Raw genomic sequence first — 16403 nt, 5'->3', positions numbered from 1 at the left:
GACGCCGCCCGCACCGGCGCTTCCGCGCTGATCACCCCGGCCAAGTAACACCGGCCCAGTAACACCGACCTGCCGTGCCGCAGCACGGGGGTCGAACCAGCAGGCACCGCCGTCAAACCGGATACCCGGCCCGACGGCGGTGCCTTGCCGCTTAATTCGGGGCGAACGGGCCGTTGCACGGCACCGTGCCCGGGGCCAAGCCTGGAAGACGGCGATGGCACTTTTCAGAGCCGGTGTACCGCTGGTCCCCAAAGGCTTCCTTTCTTCCACGAGAATGTAGAAGGATGACCGCATGATGTTTGAACATGACGACCCGATCCTTGAGCTCACTGACGAGCAATCGTGGAAACTGCTGGAAAAGACCAAGCACGGGCGCCTGGTCCTCACCGCCGCCGGCGAAACCGACATCTTTCCGATCAACTACGCAGCCCGCGATGGCAGGCTGGTGCTGCGCACAGCGCCGGGCACCAAGCTGGCCGAGCTGACCATCAACGAACGAGTTTTGTTCGAGACGGACGGCATCGGCAGCGGCGAAGCGTGGAGTGTGGTGGTGAAAGGCACCGCGCGTGTGCTGCAGACCCAGGAGGAAATTGCGGCTGCGGAGGCGCTGCCGGTCGAGACCTGGATTCCCACCCTCAAGGACTTCTATGTGGAAGTGAAGCCCAGCAGCATCAGCGGCCGCCACTTCAAATTCGGCGAGCAGCCTGAACGTTTTTAGCTCTCGAGTCGGACCCGGTCCGGGACTCGAGCTGGGCGCGAGTCGGACCCGGTCCGGGACTCGAGCTGGGCGCGAGTTGGGCCCGGTCCGGGTGGGTAGTTGGGCGTAAGTTGGGCCCGGTCCGATGCGTTGAGCTGGCTGCTTCGCCCGCTCAACGCTCCTGACCGGGCCCTCGCTGAGGCTCAGTGACGGTCGCTGCTTCAGTGGCCGACGCTGGCGAGAATCTCCTCGAAGCTCTTGGACTCGACGCCGCCGCGGCCGCGCTCGGTCACCGGAGCTCCCTGCACCAGATCAACCAGTTCGGCAGCTGCGCGGTCGGAACGCTCGGACAGTCCGCCGGTTCCGGCCTCGCCTGCACCCCAGTCTTCCGGGGCTGCGAAGACTGTGGTCTGCACGGTGCGCGCCCGGAGGTAGCTGAACAGCGGGCGGACTGCGTAGTCCAGCGCCAGCGAGTGCCGGGCGCTGCCGCCGGTGGCACCCATCAGCACCGGCTTGCCGGCGAGCGCGCGCGGTTCCACCACGTCGAAGAAGGACTTGAACAGGCCGCTGTAGGAGGCGCTGAAGACCGGGGTCACCACGATCAGGGCATCCGCTGCAACGGTGGCCTTGAGCACCTCATCCAGCTTCGGTGCCGCGTAACCGGTCACCATGTTGTTGGCGATGTCGACGGCGTAGTCGCGCAGCTCCACCATACGGACCTCGGCCTCAACGCCCTGCAGCCGGAACTGGTCCACTGTTGAGGCCGCCAACTGGTCGGCCAACATGCGGCTGGAGGACGGTGCGCCCAGTCCGGCGGAAATGACAACGATCTTACGTTCTGACACTGTGGCTCTCCTCGGTTGTTCATGCAATTGCATCTACAGGGAGAACCGGAGTCGCAGCGGGTTTATTCCAGCCAGCTGGTGGTCCTCGGCTTCACCGGGTGGCAGGTCGAGGCGGCGGGCAGAAAACCGCCGAACGGCAGTTGCGCCAGGTGTTGCGCCAGGTGTTGCGCCAGGCAGTGGGCCTGCCCGGTCAGGAACCGGCAGCGCGGCCGGCGGCGCGGCCGCTAAAGAGGCAGCCACCCAGGAAAGTACCTTCGAGCGAGCGGTAACCGTGCATACCGCCGCCGCCAAACCCCGCGGCCTCCCCTGCGGCATACAGTCCGGGCACCGGCTGGCCGTGCACCGTCAGCACGCGTGACTGCAGGTCTGTTTCCAGTCCGCCCAGTGTCTTGCGGGTCAGCACCGACAGCCGCACCGCGATCAGCGGCCCGGCATCAGGATCCAGCAACCGGTGAGGTCTGGCCGTGCGCACCAGCTTGTCACCCAGGTAGCGCCTCGCCGCGCGGATGGCCATCAGCTGCGCGTCCTTGCCGTAGGCATTGCCCACCTCGCGGTCGCGGGCCAGGATCGCGGCCTCGACGTCGGCCGGATCCAGCACCGGCCCGTCCCGATCTTCGGTGAACGCGGGCAACACCGGTTCCGCGGGCAGCTGGGCCTGGCCTGCGGACGAATCTCGCGCAGCGGGCAACCCGTCCGGTTCGCCGAGCGGATGGGTCCGCACCAGCTCGTTCATTTTGGCCACCAACTCCGGGACGGTGCTCGCCTGCAGGAAGTCCACGCCATGGTCCAAAAAGGCCTGCACCGGCCCGGGCACGTCCGTGGTGGCACGCTTGAGTACGTCGCGCACCGATTTGCCGGTCAGATCCGGGTTCTGCTCCGAGCCGGAGAGCGCGAATTCCTTCTCAATGATCTTCTTGTTCAGGATGAACCAGCTGTAATCGAGTCCGGTGGAGCGCAGGTGCGCCAGCGTGCCGAGCGTGTCAAAGCCGGGAAACAGCGGCGCCGGCAGCCGCTGGCCGGCGGCGTCCAGCCAGAGCGAGCTGGGGCCGGGCAGGATTCGGATCCCATGCCTGGCCCACACCGGATCCCAATTCCGGATGCCCTCCACGTAGTGCCACATCCGGTCCGGGTTGATCACCCGCCCGCCGGCTGCCTGCGCAATGCCGAGCATGCGCCCGTCCACGTACTCGGGAACACCGGCGACCATGTGCCCCGGCGGCGTGCCCAGACGCTCCGGCCAGTTCCGCCGCACCGCGTCCAGATCCGCGCCGATTCCTCCAGAGGTCACTACGACGGCGCCGGCCGGATACTCGAAGTCCCCCACCACGGTGCGGGAGGACGCGCGGCCGCGTTCCGCCGTCGTCGATTCCAGAATGCTGCCGCGCACTCCGGTGACCGCGCCGTCTTGCGTGAGCAGCTCGTCGACCCGGTGCCGGAAAGCGAAGGTGACCAGTCCGGCGTCGGCCGCTTCCCGCACCCGGCGTGCGAACGGTTCCACGATGCCGGGACCGGTGCCCCACGTGATGTGGAAGCGGGGCACCGAATTGCCCGGGCCGCTCGCTTCATAGCCGCCACGTTCGGCCCAACCGACCACCGGGAAGATCCGGTGCCCGCGCTCGTGCAGCCACGCCCGCTTCTCGCCCGCGGCGAAGTTCACGTAGGCCTCAGCCCAGCGGCGCGGCCAGTAGTCCTCCGGCCGGTCGAAGCCGGCCGTGCCCAGCCAGTCCTGCCAGGCCAACTCCACCGAGTCCTTGACGCCCAGCCTCCGCTGCTCCGGCGAATCCACCAGAAACAGGCCGCCGAAGCTCCACCAGGCCTGGCCGCCAAGGTTGGCCTCCGATTCCTGTTCCACCAGCAGCACATGTCGCCCGGCCTCGGTCAATTCGGCAGTGGCGACCAGTCCGGAGAGTCCGGCGCCCACCACAATGACATCCGCGCCCGCCATCCGGCCCGGCGCTGCATTCGCACCCATGGGGTCCACCCTTGCGGATCGCGCTCGGGGCCACAAGGGGCCGGACGGAATAGCGGGGTGAACGGCGGCGGGATGCAACCCTAGCCAGCCCGGCGCCGAGAGGTCTACGGTGGCTCCTATCCACCCCTGGTGAGGCCCGCACCACGGCCTTCGATCAAGGAGCAAACATGGACACTGTCACTCTGGAAGATGCACGGCGGGTCATTGCCGCTGCGGAGGCCAAGGCCGCCGAAATAGGCCAGCCAATGAACATTGCCGTGGCCGACGCCGGCGGGAACCTGGTCTCACATGTGCGGATGGATGGGGCTTGGCTGGGCAGCATCGACATCTCAATGAACAAGGCCTTTACCTCTCGGGCATTCGACATCCAAACCAAGGACTTGGGCGACAACGCGCAGCCGGGCAACCAGTTCTACGGCATCCACGCCAGCAACCACGGCCGAATCATGATCTTCGCCGGCGGCATTCCGCTCTCCCGCGACGGCCAGGTGGTGGGGTCGATCGGCGTCAGCGGTGGCTCCGGCGAGCAGGACCAGTCCGTGGCCGAGGCGGGAGCAGCCGCACTCTAGGCAGGGTTAGATCCGGCCTTTGGCGCCGGAAGAACCGGCCCATTCGGCGCCTCTCGGGGTGCCGGGCCGGGCGGTACCAGCCCGCCGGGCTGGCGCCGAGGAATTCACAGGGTGGCCCGGCTAGTGTGGGCGGCGAATGGGCTCGTGGAGCTGGGGGGCTTCGGGTGGGTGTATGTCTGAACTGGGGATGATCTACTGGTCGCGGCGGGTGACGCTGTGGGCCTTTGTGGCGGCCTTGGCCTGGCTTGCCTACGCCGTGGTCTCGGTCTTGCTGACTACCGGCTTGCTGCCCGGGCTCCGGCTCTTGCTCACTGGCGGCGGCCCGGAGCAGCTACTTCAGGTGGCCTGGCCCGTACTGGGCTGGCTGGGTCCGCCTCTCCTGCTGTTGATGACTGTTGGCGTTGCCGCACGCATCCGCCGGTCCCGCGATCTGCGCCGCCGGGATCCGCTGCGCACATTTCCCAAGGAGCAACGCCGCGAAGGCTTGGCGCGTGCCGGCGGCCAGTGCGAACTTGAGGTCGGCAGGCACGGGCGTTGTCCTAACCCGGCCACCACCGGCGACCATTTCTTCCCCTGGCACAAAGGCGGCGCCACCGTGATGGCCAATTTCGCCGCGGCCTGCAGGAACTGCGACCGCAGAAAGGGCACGTCGATTCCCTCGCCGCAGTCGCAGCAACGGTTGGAAGAACGCCGGCGCAGCTACTTTCCGCCCGGTGTTCCGGTCCAGGCCGGCGAGCGCAATGAGATCTCCGGCCGCACGCACACCGCGGCGTGGTTGATGGGCTGAGCGGCACCCCTACGGCACGTCCTGGTGACAAGGAACACGGATAACGAAGTTGTAACACTTCGTGTCGCTCCAGTAACTTAGATGGAGTTCCTGCTATGAAAGGCAGGCATCCGGTCCGCCCGTCGAACCCTGCCAGCGGACCATAAGATTTCGAGTTCTACGTCGAAGGCAGGGGCGGAGGAACCACTTACGGTGCAGGGGGCACCTCGGGGTGAAGTCCTCAGAGGCAGGCCGGCTTCCCACGGCCATGCCGGCAGGACCGAGTGAACTCTCGCTCGAATCCGACAGCTAACTTCGCAGGCGCACGAGAGGAATACCCTGTGAATACCCCTGTCCGCGGTCGTCGCCGTTCCGACACCCGCACCTCAGCGCTTACCCAGATCTCCCGTCTCACCACCGAGCCCAGCGGCCGACGCCGTGCCGAAGCGCCCGCCCCGGCCCGCTCAGTTGCCCGTAAGGCGGGCGTTGCGGCCGCAACGGCTGGCTTGCTGGCCGTCATCGCTATCCCGGTTGCCCACGCAGGCGGTGACGGCGAGCCCGCCAGCATGGATCGTGCGTCCGACGCCAGCGCGCTCGGCCTCCAGGTTCCCCAGGACGCCAACCTCCGGTTCGACCGGGCCGAATTGGCCAGCAAGGCCGCCCAAGAAGAGGCCAGGGCCGCGGCCGCTTCCGCCGAGAAGAAGAAGGCCGATGCCGCTGCCCAGAAGGCCGCAGCGGAGAAGAAAGCTGCAGCCGACAAGAAGGCCAAGGCCGAGGCTGCTGCCAAGAAGAAGGCTGCAGCCATCGCGGCAGCAAAGAAGGCCGACGCAGCCAAGGCCAAGACCGCGGGCTTCGCCACCGGCACCCTGAAGGCCCCGATCCCGCACATGAAGCAGACCTCCGGCTTCGGCTACCGTATGAATCCCATCACCGGAGCTGCCGGTGAACTGCACACCGGCATCGACTACGCCATGGGCTGCGGCACGCCGGTCAACGCATCCGACGGTGGCAAGGTAGTTGAGGCTGGCTTCCAGGTGGGCGGCGGCGGCAACCGCATTGTGGTCGAGCACCGCGGTGGCCTGAAGACCACCTATAACCACCTGCAGTCGATCGGTGTTTCGCTGGGCCAGAAGGTCGCCCAGGGCGAGCGCATCGGCGAGCTGGGCACCACAGGCAACTCCACCGGCTGCCACCTGCACTTCGAGGTTGTGAAGGACGGCCAGACCGTGGATCCGGCCGGCTGGCTCTAGGCCCACAGCAACGACGGCGGAGCTTCCGCCACCTGACGGCGACACCCACCTCCGCGGTGGACGTCGCCGTCAGCCGTTTAAAGCTCGACGGCGACGCCCACCCACTCGGTGGTCGTCGCCGTCGGTCAGTTATCGAGCAACTTGGAGCGGAGTGCTCAGGCGAAGGGCCGCGACGCCTGGTCCAAGGCAGAAACTTCCTCGGCGGTCAGATCCACGTCCACGGCAGCCATCAGCTCCGGCAGCTGCTGCGGCGTCCGGGCGCTGGCCAGCGGCGCGGTGATGCCTGGCTTGCTGAGCAGCCAGGCGAGCGCCGCCGTCGTGATGGAGATACCGCGCGAGGAGGCGACCGCTTCCACGGCGTCCACCACCGCAAAACCGTTCGTGGTGAGGTAATCCCCCACCATGCCGCCGCGCGGGCTTGCCTCGGCGTCGTCGGTGCTGTGGTACTTGCCGGTCAGGAAGCCTGCGGCCAGTGAGAAGTAGGGGAAGACCGACAGGTTGTGCTCGCGGGCCAGCGGCGCGTAGCCCTGCTCGTAATCCTTGCGGGCCACCAGGTTGTAGTGTGGCTGCAGTGCCACGGGCAGCGCGAAGCCGTTTTGCTGGGCGATGGTGATCCACTGTGTGATCCGCTCCGGGGACAGGTTGGAGAGCCCGATCTGGCGGACTTTGCCCTCCTTCACCAAAGCATCAAAGGCGGCAGCGGCCTCGATGAGCGGCGTGCCCTCGTCGTCGTAGTGGGCGTAGTACAAGTCGATGTGGTCGGTGCCCAGCCGCTGCAGCGATGCCTCGGCGGCAGCAGCGATGTTCACCGCCGACAGGCCCTGCAGCTCCGGGTGTCCACCGACTTTGGTGGCAATGACCACCGAATCCCGGTTCTTCCGCTCGGCCATCCAGCGGCCGATGATGCGTTCGGACTCGCCACCGGTGTTGCCCGGGACCCAGGCGGAGTAGCTGTCAGCGGTGTCGATGAAATTGCCGCCAGCATCGGCGAAGGCATCCAGTACCTGCTGCGAGCTGGGCTCGTCAGAGGTCCAGCCGAAGGTGTTTCCGCCCAGCGCGAGCGGGAAGATCTTGAGGTCCGAGGTGCCGATCAAGCGCATCGAGCGTCCTTTCGAAGGGAATAGGCGGCGGATCGTCGTCCGCCGCATCAGCGTTTAAGGATAGTGCGGCGGCAACGGTTCCGGTTGTGAATGAGAGCGCGGTCACGCGGAAAAACGTCATGTTTACCAGTCGTGGCCCTTCCGTTCGGCAGCCATTCCCGCGGCTGATACCCTCCGACCCGCTCGCCCGTGCAACCTAGACTTGAACCATGGCTGACTCGCTGACCCCACTGCAGCGCAGTGCCAACATGGCCAAGATCCGCGGCAAGAACACCAAGCCCGAACTGCTGGTCCGGAAGCTGTTGCATGCCAAGGGATACCGTTACCGCCTGCATGGCAGCGCCGGGAGCCAGAAGCTGCCCGGCAAGCCGGATCTGGTCTTCGCGGGGCGCCGCAAAGTCATCTTCGTCAACGGCTGCTTCTGGCATGCCCACGACTGCAAGGTCGGCCAGCATGCGCCGAAATCCAACGCGGAGTTTTGGGAAACCAAACGGTCCCGGACGGCTGCCCGGGACAAGGTGCAGGAGGCGGCCCTGCAGGATGCCGGCTGGCAGGTCCTCACCGTGTGGGAGTGTGAGTTCAAGAAGGCCGGCGACGTGGCTGCCCTCGAAGACCGACTGGTGAAGTTCCTGGACTGAAGCGCCCCGCCCCGGCGTCAATCACCTGAGGCGAGGCGCTCCGCCGTCGTTATGCCCCGCGCTGCCCGCCGCCCGTGGGCACATCGTGCTGCACCCCGCCCGTGGGCCGGTCGGCTTCGGCTACCGGAAGCGAGTCGGTCATCACGGGTTCGGTGCCACCGACCATGCCGGGTTCCACCGGGCGCTCGGTGGTCGGCTTGATGTCGATGGTCCGGCGCAGCGGCTTTTCCTTAATGAACAGCACCGCGATCAACGCCACCACCGCGATGACGGCGGAGATCTGGAAAATCAGGGCGGTCGCGTCGCCGTAGGCCACCCGCATCACCTCTGCGGCGGCGGGCGGCAACGCGGCCAGATCCAGGGTGGCGCCGGTGCCGTCGCCGGATACCGGGAAACCGGCCTCCTGCATGCCGGCAGTGGCCAGGACATTGACCCGGCCAGCCAGCACCGCTCCCAGCACCGAGACGCCGATCGCGCCGCCGAAGGAACGGAAGAACGCAACCGAGGCACTGGCCGCTCCGATGTCCTTGGCACGCACGGTGTTCTGCACGCCGAGCACCAGGTTCTGCATCAGCAGGCCCATGCCCGAGCCGAGCACGAACAGGTAGATGCCAGCCAGCCACAGCGACGTCTGATGGTCCATCAGGCCCGCCAGCCCGGTGCCGCCGATCACCAGGATGGCGCCGATGATCAAGTAGCGCTTCCACCGGCCGTAGCGGGTGATCAGCTGGCCGGAAACCGTGGCGCCGATCAGGTTGCCGGCAATCATCGGCAGCATCAGCAGCCCGGCCTCGGTCGGCGTCGCTCCTCGTGCCACCTGGAAGTACTGGCCCACGAAAGTAGTGGACCCGAACATCGCCACGCCCACGGCGATCGACGCAATGATGGACAGCGCAGTAGTGCGTTCGGTAATGATCTTCAGCGGGATGATCGGCTGCGATGCCTTGGACTCGACCCACACCAAAAGCACCAGAAGCACGACGCCGGCGCCCACCATGAGCGCGCTGGTGCCGGAGAGCCACTCGTAGTGGCCGGGCTGGCCGGCAAAGGAGACCCAGATCAGCAGGATGGACACGCCTGCAGTCAGCAGCACGGAACCCAGCCAGTCAATCTTGACCTGCCGGCGCTCGTGGCCCATCTTCAGGGTTTTCTGCAGCATGAACAGCGCAACCACGGCCAAAGGGACGCAGACGAAGAAGGTCCAGCGCCAACCCAGCGGGCTGTCCACAATAAAGCCGCCCAGCAACGGGCCGCCCGCGGTCGCCACCGCCATGACGGCGCCCATGAAGCCAGCGTAGCGTCCGCGTTCGCGCGGCGGGATGACGGTGCCGATGATGGCTTGGACCAGCGCGGTCAGGCCGCCCATCGCGGTGCCTTGGACCACCCGCGCGGCCAGCAAGGTGGTCATGTCCGGGGCAAGCCCGGCCAGCACGGAACCGGCTACGAAGATGACGATGGACAGTTGGACCAGCAGCTTTTTGTTGTACAGGTCAGCAAACTTGCCCCAGATCGGCGTGGTGGCCGCGTTCGCCAGCAGCGCCGCAGTGACCACCCAGGCGAAATCGGTCTGGGTGCCGTGCAGGTCCGCGATGATGGTGGGCAGCGCGTTGCCCACGATCGTGCTGGACAGCATCGCCGTGAACAGGGCGGCGAGCAAACCGGTGAGGACTTGCAGGATCTGCTTGTGACTCATCAGGCCGCCGCCGGCGTGCGCCTCTGCGGAAGTCTGGCTGCCGGGGACGGCAGCTTTGCCTCCCAGCGTGCGCTCCTTGAGCAGCACGCTGCGGTTCAGTTCTGGGGATTCAGTGGATTCGTTCAATAGAGTCAGACTCCTGCCGGTTCGTAGCGGTGGGTTCCCGGCTTCGTTGACAGGATCGAGTTGTGGAGGGCTTCGGCAAGGCGGCCCACGGAGACAATGGCGGATTGGGCTTCTTCCTCGGTCCAGTCGCCCAGCATGCCCTGCATCAGTGCTGCCCGGCGGATCGCCTCAGCCCGCATGCCGGCCACGCCGTCCTCGGACAACGAGATCAAGGAAGCCCGGCCGTCGTCGGGATGCGGCCTCCGCAGGACAAAACCGGCGGCCTCAAGGTCCGCGATGTGCCGGCTGAGTGCCGCCGGACCGATGCCCAGCTTGGCAGCCAGCTCCGTGGCCCGGAGCTCCCCTGCTTCGCCGATGATCCGCATCACGCCTTGCAGCGCGAAGCCGGGACCGGAGGGGTCAGCCATGTGGTGTGTAGCAGCCCGCAAGGCCCGCTGCAGGGTAAAGACGTTCGATACCAGTTCTTGGGCAGTTTCACTTTCAACAGCCACGGCACACCTCATTCTGATACTTGCCTGAAGCAACTATAACTTCATTTAGTTGTCTCGGCAAACTAAATGATGGAGATCTGGCGCACTCCCCCGCCTTTGCGCACCGAAGTATCAGCAGGCGGCCTTCTCAGGTCTGAGGAGGCCGCCTGCTGATACTTCGATGGGGGTCAGTCGTTAAGGTGCGTGGGCGCGAACATCTTGAGCAGGGTCTCCACGACGACGACGTTCGGGCCCTGCGCCGCGAAGCTCTCCTCCAGGGCGGCGCGGATGTTCTCTGGCGCTACCCGCCGGGCGGGCACGCCGAAGGACTCAGCCAAGGCCACGAAGTCGGGCCGGGCCAACTCCGTGGCGGTTGCTTGGCCGAAGGCGCCTTCCATGTACTCGCGCAGGATGCCGTAGCCGCCGTCGTCGACGATCAGCCAGGTCACGGGCAGATCGTGCTGGCGGGCGGTGGCCAGTTCGCTGATCGAATACATGGCCGAACCGTCACCGGAAACGGCGAGCACCCGGGCCGGTTTGCCCTGGCTGGCCAGGCCCACGCTGCCACCGATGGCGCCCGGGAAGCCGAACCCGAGACCGCCTGCGCCCTGGGCGGAATGGAACTGCCCCTGCCGCGAGTCCCAGCAACTCCAAGCCCAATACGCGGAGATGGTCATGTCCCAGAAGGTCTGCATGTCATTCGGGACGGCCTCGCGGATGTCCGCCATGAAGTTCCGTTCCTTGGCCAGGTCCTGGCCGTCCAGCCGGGCCTGGACCTTCGCCAGCGTGTCCTTGACCAGCTGCTCGGGGGTCTGCCCGTGCCAGTCGGGCCGGTTCCGAACCTCCCCGGACAGCGCGTCGTCGAGCGCGTGCAGGGCCTGGCCGGCGTCGGCACGGATGCCCAGGGCCGGACCGTTGGACTCGAGCACCCGGGGTTCGGCGTCGATCTGGATGATCCGGCCGCGCGGCTCCATGGTGAAGTAATTGCTGGTCACTTCGCCCAGCGAGGAGCCCACCACTACGAGGACATCGGCATCTTCAAGGACATCGGTGACGTACCGGTCCTCCACCCAGGACTGCAGCGACAGTTCATGATTCCAAGGGAACGCGCCGTTGCCACCCGGAGAGCAGACCACGGGGGCGCGCAGTTTTTCCGCAATCGACAGCAGCCAGGGTTCGGCCTTGCCTCGGCGGGCGCCGCCGCCGGCGATGATGGCGGGACGCTTGGCCTCGGCGAGCCAGCGGACCGCCTCCTTGACCAGCTCGGTCCGCGGCGGATTGTCGAACGCTTCGGCCAGCGCGTCCTCCACCGGCGGCACCACGATCGGGTCCAGCAGCACATTCTGCGGCACCTCCACCCACACCGGCCCCTGCGGCGAGGAAATTGCCTCGGTCCAGGCATCCTGAATGGCCGATGGGATGCCGGAAGCATGCTGGATCAGCCGCTGGCTCTTGGTGACGTTTGCCGCCGAAGCCTTCTGGTCGTCGAGCTGGTGCAGCATGCCCTTCCGGCGGGCACCGAGACCCTCCAACGGAATCTGGCTGGCGATGACCACCATCGGCACACCGGTGGCATAGGCTTCCTGCAGCCCGGCCAGCGAGGTCAGGGCACCCGGGCCGGTGGAAAGGAACAGCACGCCAACTTCACCGGTGGCGCGGGAGAACCCGTCGGCGGCGAAAGCTGAGTTGTTCTCCACCCGGGAGGAGACGAAATGCAGCGACGACCTGGACAAAGCGTCAAACAAGCCCAAGGCGTGCTGCCCCGGAATGCCGAACACCGTCGTCGCACCCAAAGCGCTGAGCGTTTCGACGACGAGGTCCCCGCCGTTGCGCACGGCTGGTTCGGCAGGCCCGGCGTGGGCCGCGCCTGCACCGGGAAGTGCCCCGCCCTGTGGTGCCGTCACTCGAAGGACTCCTGCGCCGATTCGGTGCCCAGAGGCTGCACCGGCCGCGTGGCCTGCAGCGTCTGGGCGGCGTAACCGTTGCCGGAGCCACCGCCAGCCGCGTTGTCGGCCATCAAGGAAACGAGCTCGTAGGCCACGTGGCTACCGGCCACTCCGGTGATTTCGGCGTGGTCGTACGCCGGGGCCACTTCCACCACATCGGCGCCGACCAGGTTCATGCCGCGGAAGCCGCGAATGATTTCCAGCAGCTCGCGGCTGGTGATGCCGCCGGCTTCCGGTGTGCCGGTGCCGGGCGCGTGGGCCGGGTCCAGCACGTCAATGTCGATCGAGATATACAGCGGGGTATTGCCGATCCGGTCGCGCAGCTTGGCCACCACTTCACGGACGCCTTGGTAGTAGACGTCGGCGCTGGTGACGATGCCGAAGCCGAAGCGGTGATCGTCGTCGAGGTCCTTCTTGCCGTAGAGCGGGCCGCGCGTGCCCACATGGCAGATGGATTCGGTGTCCAGGATGCCTTCCTCCACCGCGCGGCGGAACGGCGTGCCGTGCGTGTACTCGGCACCGAAGTAGGTATCCCAGGTATCCAAGTGCGCATCAAAGTGCAGCATGGCCACCGGCCCCCCAGCGCGCTCGGCCGCCGCGCGGAGCAGCGGCAGCGCAATGGTGTGGTCGCCGCCGAGCGTGACCAGCTTGGTGCCGGAGGCGGTCAGGTCCAGCGCGTTTTGCTGGATGGTCTCGATGGCCTCATTGATATTGAACGGATTGACCGCCATGTCGCCGGCGTCCGCCACCTGGACCGCTTCGAACGGGCTGAGATCCCAGGCCGGGTTGTACGGGCGCAGCAACCGCGAGGCCTCGCGCACATGGTTGGCGCCGAAACGGGCACCGGGCCGGTAGGACACGCCGGAATCAAAGGGAACACCAACGACGGCGACGTCCGCCTGCTGCACTTGATCCAGCCGGGGCAGCCGGGCGAAGGTGGCGGCGCCGGCGTAGCGCGGGATCCGGGACGAGTCGATCGGGCCGAGGTGGCCGTTGGCTTCCACACGAAGCTCTTCCATTGTTCTCCTTCAAGGCGGCGCGGGAGGAGGCGTAGCGGCGTCCGGCGCGAGGCAATGTTGCCTTATGTGCAACATCTGTTGCCTGAAATGGTATTTGTGGCGCCAGTAACAGTCAAGGTTGCCGGCCTTGGCCGCTGCCGCGGCGGTGGTCAGCGGGCGGCGGCAGGAACCAAAGTCCACGTGACGATGGTTTCTTCGTCCGTCTCGTTGATCCACGTGTGCGGTTCCCGGCCGGAAAAGGAGAGGGTGTCTCCGGCAGACAGTTCATAGCGTTCGGAGGTGAAAAGCAACGTTATTCGACCGGCAATCACGTGAAGGACGTCCACATCGCAGTCCACCGCGTAGAGGTCCGCTTCCCCCCGGCCGCGCGGCGCAATCACCGCGCGGATGATCTGCAGCCGGCGCTCGTGCCGGGCGGTCAGCAGTTCCTCCTTGATGCCTTCACCGCCCAGGCTGATCCGCGGCCCTTGCCCCGCGCGTGAAAGATGCGTCTCCGGCATGGAAAAGAGGTCACCGATGGAGATGGACAGCACCTGGCACAAGGTGACCAGCGATGCGACCGACGGTGAGGTCAGGTCGCGCTCAACCCGGCTGAGGAAACCCTTGGTGAGCCCGGTGGAGTCCGCCACCTGCTCGATGGTCATGCGCTGCCCTTGGCGGGCCGCACGGATCCGGGACCCGATCGCTACCGGGTCATTGCTGGGTTCGACGGGCAGTGCCTTCACTAATCATCCTTCGCGGAGCTCGGCTTGAGCGGTTCAGATCCGTGCGGAGCCAGCCCAAGCGGCCGTAACGACGGCAGCTGTGTCACCAGATGCTTCGAACCACGTTTAGCTTAACATTCAACACTTGTTGCCTGAGGGGCAATTACGGCGACTTTTTCACTCCGCACCCGCTCTTCTTCGCTCAACTGCCGGTTTGCCCGGCCCGCCCATGGCGTTGGCGCGCAGGAAGCCTACTATCGTCATGTGGACATTGTGGAGACCATCCTTCCGGGCGTCGGCATCCGATATGACTTCACGGCTAAGGCCGGAACCAGGCTCGCTCTCGTCATAGACCGTGAGGGCGGAGGCGACCTGTTTACGTTCGACGAGGACGATCCGGACCGGGCGGCATGCCGCATTCAGTTGGAACCGGAAGAAGCGTCACAGCTCGCCGAACTTCTGGGCGCTCCGAGGATCACCCAGCGCTTCGCCCAACTTTCCAGGGAGATACCGGGGCTGGAAACCAAACGCATCACCGTTAGACCGGACTCCCCCTATGCGGACCATCCGCTTGGCGATACCCGGGCCCGGACGTTGACCGGGTGCTCCATCGTGGCAGCCATTCGCGGGGAAGCCGTGATCACCGCGCCCACACCGCAGCAGCGCCTGCTGTCCGGCGACGTCCTCATCGCCGTGGGCGGCGCAGAGGGATTGTCCGCGCTTGAAGCACTGATCAATCCACCGCCCACTGCCTAGCGATTCACAGCCGTGCCGCATCTCTCGCTTCTGCTCATCGAACTGGGGGTGTTGTTCGCAGTCTTGTCCGGGCTCGGGCTCGTGGCGCATCGCCTCGGCCTCTCGCCGATCCCGTTCTATCTGCTGTCCGGGCTGCTCTTCGGCGATGGCCGACTGCTGCCAGTGGACGCGGCTGGCCCCTTCGTGGAGGCCGGCGCGGAAATCGGCGTCATCCTTTTGCTGCTCCTGCTCGGGCTCGAATTCTCGGCGACCGAATTAATTCAGAGCCTCCAGCGGCACCGAAGCTCGGGCCTGGTGGATTTCCTCTTGAACGCCGTCCCGGGATTCCTGCTCGGGCTGGTGCTGGGCCTGTCTTGGCAGGCGGCATTGGCACTGGGCGGGGTCACCTGGGTTTCGTCATCGGGCATCATCGCCCGGCTGCTCGACGACCTCGGACGCCTGGGCAACAGGGAAACTCCGGCTGTTCTCTCGGTGCTGGTGCTGGAGGACATTGCGATGGCGCTTTACCTGCCGATGCTGGTGGTTTTCCTTGCCGGAGGCGGGGCCTGGCAGGCAGCCGGCGGGGTTGCCCTGGCGCTGGGCGCCGTATCCCTTGTGCTGGCCGCGGCGCATAAGGCCGGGCACCGGGTGGGCCGCCTGCTCTCCCACCCGCAGGACGAACAGGTAATGCTGCGCCTGCTCGGCATCGCGCTGGTCGTTGCCGGCATCGCCGAAGGATTGGGGGCAGGCGCTGCCGTAGGCTCGTTCTTGGTGGGCATTGCGATCCCGCAGAGTTTCGCAGACCGCGCCCGGCAGATCCTCAGCCCCTTGCGCGATCTCTTCGCGGCGTTCTTCTTCCTAACCTTCGGCCTGTCGATCAGCTTGGGCGATGTCCTGCCGGTCCTGCCTGCGGTGCTGCTGCTGGCGGTGGCCACCGCCGCCACCAAGATCGGCACCGGCTGGTATGCGGCCGGGAAGGAAGGAGTCCAGCTGCGCGGACGGCTGCGGGCCGGGGGCACCTTGACCATCCGGGGCGAATTTTCCATAGTCATCGCCGGACTTGCGGTGTCGGCTGGATACACCGCCGTCGGTCCCATCGCTGCTGCCTATGTGTTGATCCTGGCCGTCGCTGGCCCGGTCCTCACCCGATATATCGATGTCTGGGCAGGTAAGGACCGGCGGAAAAGCCCGCACTAAGATCACGCGACCCCGCCGGCCCTGATAGGCCGCCTCCCATACCAGCTACAATGGAGGTTGCGAAGGGGAGTAGCTCCACCGCCGCGCGGTGACGCGCACGGGCGTGGAGGCCTGTCGACATACTGGCCAGCATGTGCGGCCCGGCAGTCCACCTGGGCGCATGGAAAGGCACAGCCTGATCCTGCGCAGAGGCGAGCGAGACCTTCGGTCAGTTGATGGTTAACTGACCGGAGATCACTGAACCGTCTCCGGTCCGACTCAGGAGCAGTGTGACAACGAGCCCCGATCCAGCCGGCCCCACCCCTCTGGACCCCCACCATGACGGCCAAGCACCGCCGTCGAAATCCGATATCAGGCTGTGGCGCCGCTACTTGGCCGACGAACGCGCCGAAGCCGCCATCTACCGTGATCTGGCCCAGCGCCGCGACGGCGAAGAGCGCGAGATCCTGCTGGCCCTGGCCGAGGCGGAAGGCCGGCACGAGAAGCACTGGCGTGATCTGCTGGGCGACCACGGCGAGCAACGGCTCCGCCCGTCCTTCCGCCGGACCGTGTTGCGCTTCCTGGCCCGCCGCTTCGGCTCAGTGTTCGTGCTGGCCCTGGCACAGCGGGCCGAAAGCCGTTCCCCCTATGCGACCGAGCCCGCAGCCACCGAGGCCATGGCCGCGGACGAACTCAT

At 66.5% G+C, this 16403-nt stretch carries 15 protein-coding genes, 2 pseudogenes and 1 riboswitch; of the genes and pseudogenes, 8 read left to right on the top strand and 9 right to left on the bottom strand.

Annotated elements, in window-relative coordinates:
• Positions 1 to 292: 292 nt before the first annotated feature.
• Entirely contained in the window at positions 293 to 718 is a 426-nt protein-coding gene (locus ACMX2H_RS17630) for a pyridoxamine 5'-phosphate oxidase family protein (protein WP_414962396.1), read from the top strand.
• Positions 719 to 918: 200 nt separating this feature from the next.
• Here the strand turns inward: ACMX2H_RS17630 and ACMX2H_RS17625 are convergent, their stop codons facing one another.
• Together ACMX2H_RS17625 and ACMX2H_RS17620 are read right to left on the bottom strand one after the other, a co-directional pair.
• Entirely contained in the window at positions 919 to 1542 is a 624-nt protein-coding gene (locus tag ACMX2H_RS17625; protein WP_414962394.1) for an FMN reductase, read from the bottom strand.
• A 190-nt stretch (positions 1543 to 1732) separates the two neighbouring features.
• Positions 1733 to 3514 (bottom strand): FAD-binding dehydrogenase, encoded by a 1782-nt coding sequence (locus ACMX2H_RS17620; RefSeq protein ID WP_414962392.1) that lies wholly within the window; start codon positions 3512 to 3514, stop codon positions 1733 to 1735.
• Positions 3515 to 3681: 167 nt separating this feature from the next.
• On the opposite strand from ACMX2H_RS17620, the gene ACMX2H_RS17615 reads away from it, so the two are divergent.
• From ACMX2H_RS17615 to ACMX2H_RS17605, 3 genes are all read left to right on the top strand, one after another.
• A complete protein-coding gene (locus ACMX2H_RS17615) occupies positions 3682 to 4083 on the top strand; it encodes a GlcG/HbpS family heme-binding protein (protein WP_414962390.1) in 402 nt (133 codons plus the stop codon).
• Positions 4084 to 4255: 172 nt separating this feature from the next.
• Positions 4256 to 4870, top strand: coding sequence for an HNH endonuclease (locus ACMX2H_RS17610; protein ID WP_414962388.1), 615 nt, complete (start codon positions 4256 to 4258; stop codon positions 4868 to 4870).
• 150 nt (positions 4871 to 5020) lie between these two features.
• Positions 5021 to 5186, top strand: a riboswitch (cyclic di-AMP (ydaO/yuaA leader).
• 4 nt (positions 5187 to 5190) lie between these two features.
• Entirely contained in the window at positions 5191 to 6099 is a 909-nt protein-coding gene (locus ACMX2H_RS17605) for a M23 family metallopeptidase (RefSeq protein ID WP_414962386.1), read from the top strand.
• Between the two features lie 155 nt (positions 6100 to 6254).
• On the opposite strand, the gene ACMX2H_RS17600 is transcribed toward ACMX2H_RS17605, so the two are convergent.
• Together ACMX2H_RS17600 and ACMX2H_RS17595 are read right to left on the bottom strand one after the other, a co-directional pair.
• Positions 6255 to 7199 carry an aldo/keto reductase gene (locus tag ACMX2H_RS17600; RefSeq protein ID WP_414962385.1) on the bottom strand — a complete coding sequence of 315 codons (945 nt, stop codon included), beginning with the start codon at positions 7197 to 7199 and terminating at the stop codon, positions 6255 to 6257.
• Between the two features lie 123 nt (positions 7200 to 7322).
• Positions 7323 to 7460: pseudogene (locus tag ACMX2H_RS17595) on the bottom strand (hypothetical protein); the annotation flags it as partial.
• On the opposite strand from ACMX2H_RS17595, the gene ACMX2H_RS17590 reads away from it, so the two are divergent.
• Positions 7409 to 7837, top strand: coding sequence for a very short patch repair endonuclease (locus tag ACMX2H_RS17590; protein WP_414962383.1), 429 nt, complete (start codon positions 7409 to 7411; stop codon positions 7835 to 7837). The pseudogene ACMX2H_RS17595 and the gene ACMX2H_RS17590 overlap by 52 nt on opposite strands.
• A gap of 49 nt (positions 7838 to 7886) precedes the next feature.
• On the opposite strand, the gene ACMX2H_RS17585 is transcribed toward ACMX2H_RS17590, so the two are convergent.
• The 5 genes from ACMX2H_RS17585 to ACMX2H_RS17565 form a co-directional block, all read right to left on the bottom strand.
• Positions 7887 to 9656, bottom strand: coding sequence for an MDR family MFS transporter (locus ACMX2H_RS17585; protein WP_462677837.1), 1770 nt, complete (start codon positions 9654 to 9656; stop codon positions 7887 to 7889).
• Positions 9657 to 9661: 5 nt separating this feature from the next.
• Positions 9662 to 10147 carry a MarR family winged helix-turn-helix transcriptional regulator gene (locus ACMX2H_RS17580; protein ID WP_414962381.1) on the bottom strand — a complete coding sequence of 162 codons (486 nt, stop codon included), beginning with the start codon at positions 10145 to 10147 and terminating at the stop codon, positions 9662 to 9664.
• Between the two features lie 167 nt (positions 10148 to 10314).
• Complete coding sequence (locus tag ACMX2H_RS17575) at positions 10315 to 11961, bottom strand: thiamine pyrophosphate-binding protein (RefSeq protein ID WP_414962397.1); 1647 nt, start codon at positions 11959 to 11961, stop codon at positions 10315 to 10317.
• A 65-nt stretch (positions 11962 to 12026) separates the two neighbouring features.
• A complete protein-coding gene (speB, locus tag ACMX2H_RS17570; protein ID WP_414962379.1) occupies positions 12027 to 13091 on the bottom strand; it encodes an agmatinase in 1065 nt (354 codons plus the stop codon).
• A gap of 149 nt (positions 13092 to 13240) precedes the next feature.
• Entirely contained in the window at positions 13241 to 13816 is a 576-nt protein-coding gene (locus ACMX2H_RS17565; RefSeq protein WP_414962378.1) for a helix-turn-helix domain-containing protein, read from the bottom strand.
• Positions 13817 to 14059: 243 nt separating this feature from the next.
• Here ACMX2H_RS17565 and ACMX2H_RS17560 point away from each other — a divergent pair, with 243 nt between their 5' ends.
• The 3 genes and pseudogenes from ACMX2H_RS17560 to ACMX2H_RS17550 all read left to right on the top strand — a co-directional run.
• The gene (locus ACMX2H_RS17560) at positions 14060 to 14551 is read left to right on the top strand and encodes a cation:proton antiporter regulatory subunit (RefSeq protein ID WP_414962377.1); all 492 of its coding nucleotides are present in this window, start codon (positions 14060 to 14062) and stop codon (positions 14549 to 14551) included.
• Between the two features lie 12 nt (positions 14552 to 14563).
• Positions 14564 to 15727 carry a cation:proton antiporter gene (locus ACMX2H_RS17555; protein WP_414962375.1) on the top strand — a complete coding sequence of 388 codons (1164 nt, stop codon included), beginning with the start codon at positions 14564 to 14566 and terminating at the stop codon, positions 15725 to 15727.
• A 269-nt stretch (positions 15728 to 15996) separates the two neighbouring features.
• A pseudogene (locus tag ACMX2H_RS17550) lies at positions 15997 to 16403 on the top strand (VIT1/CCC1 transporter family protein); the annotation flags it as partial.

This window comes from Arthrobacter sulfonylureivorans (assembly GCF_047607445.1).
GTDB lineage: Bacteria > Actinomycetota > Actinomycetes > Actinomycetales > Micrococcaceae > Crystallibacter > Crystallibacter sulfonylureivorans_A.
Note: the sequence above shows the minus strand (reverse complement) of the source record. Positions and strands in the feature narration are given on the sequence as shown.

Bases quoted from the DNA above. Each gene is read 5' to 3' on its own strand.
- ACMX2H_RS17630 (WP_414962396.1), top strand. From the start codon at position 293: ATGATGTTTGAACATGACGACCCGATCCTTGAGCTCACTGACGAGCAA.
- ACMX2H_RS17620 (WP_414962392.1), bottom strand. From the start codon at position 3,514: ATGGGTGCGAATGCAGCGCCGGGCCGGATGGCGGGCGCGGATGTCATT.
- ACMX2H_RS17615 (WP_414962390.1), top strand. From the start codon at position 3,682: ATGGACACTGTCACTCTGGAAGATGCACGGCGGGTCATTGCCGCTGCG.
- ACMX2H_RS17610 (WP_414962388.1), top strand. From the start codon at position 4,256: ATGTCTGAACTGGGGATGATCTACTGGTCGCGGCGGGTGACGCTGTGG.
- ACMX2H_RS17600 (WP_414962385.1), bottom strand. From the start codon at position 7,199: ATGCGCTTGATCGGCACCTCGGACCTCAAGATCTTCCCGCTCGCGCTG.
- ACMX2H_RS17590 (WP_414962383.1), top strand. From the start codon at position 7,409: ATGGCTGACTCGCTGACCCCACTGCAGCGCAGTGCCAACATGGCCAAG.
- speB (WP_414962379.1), bottom strand. From the start codon at position 13,091: ATGGAAGAGCTTCGTGTGGAAGCCAACGGCCACCTCGGCCCGATCGAC.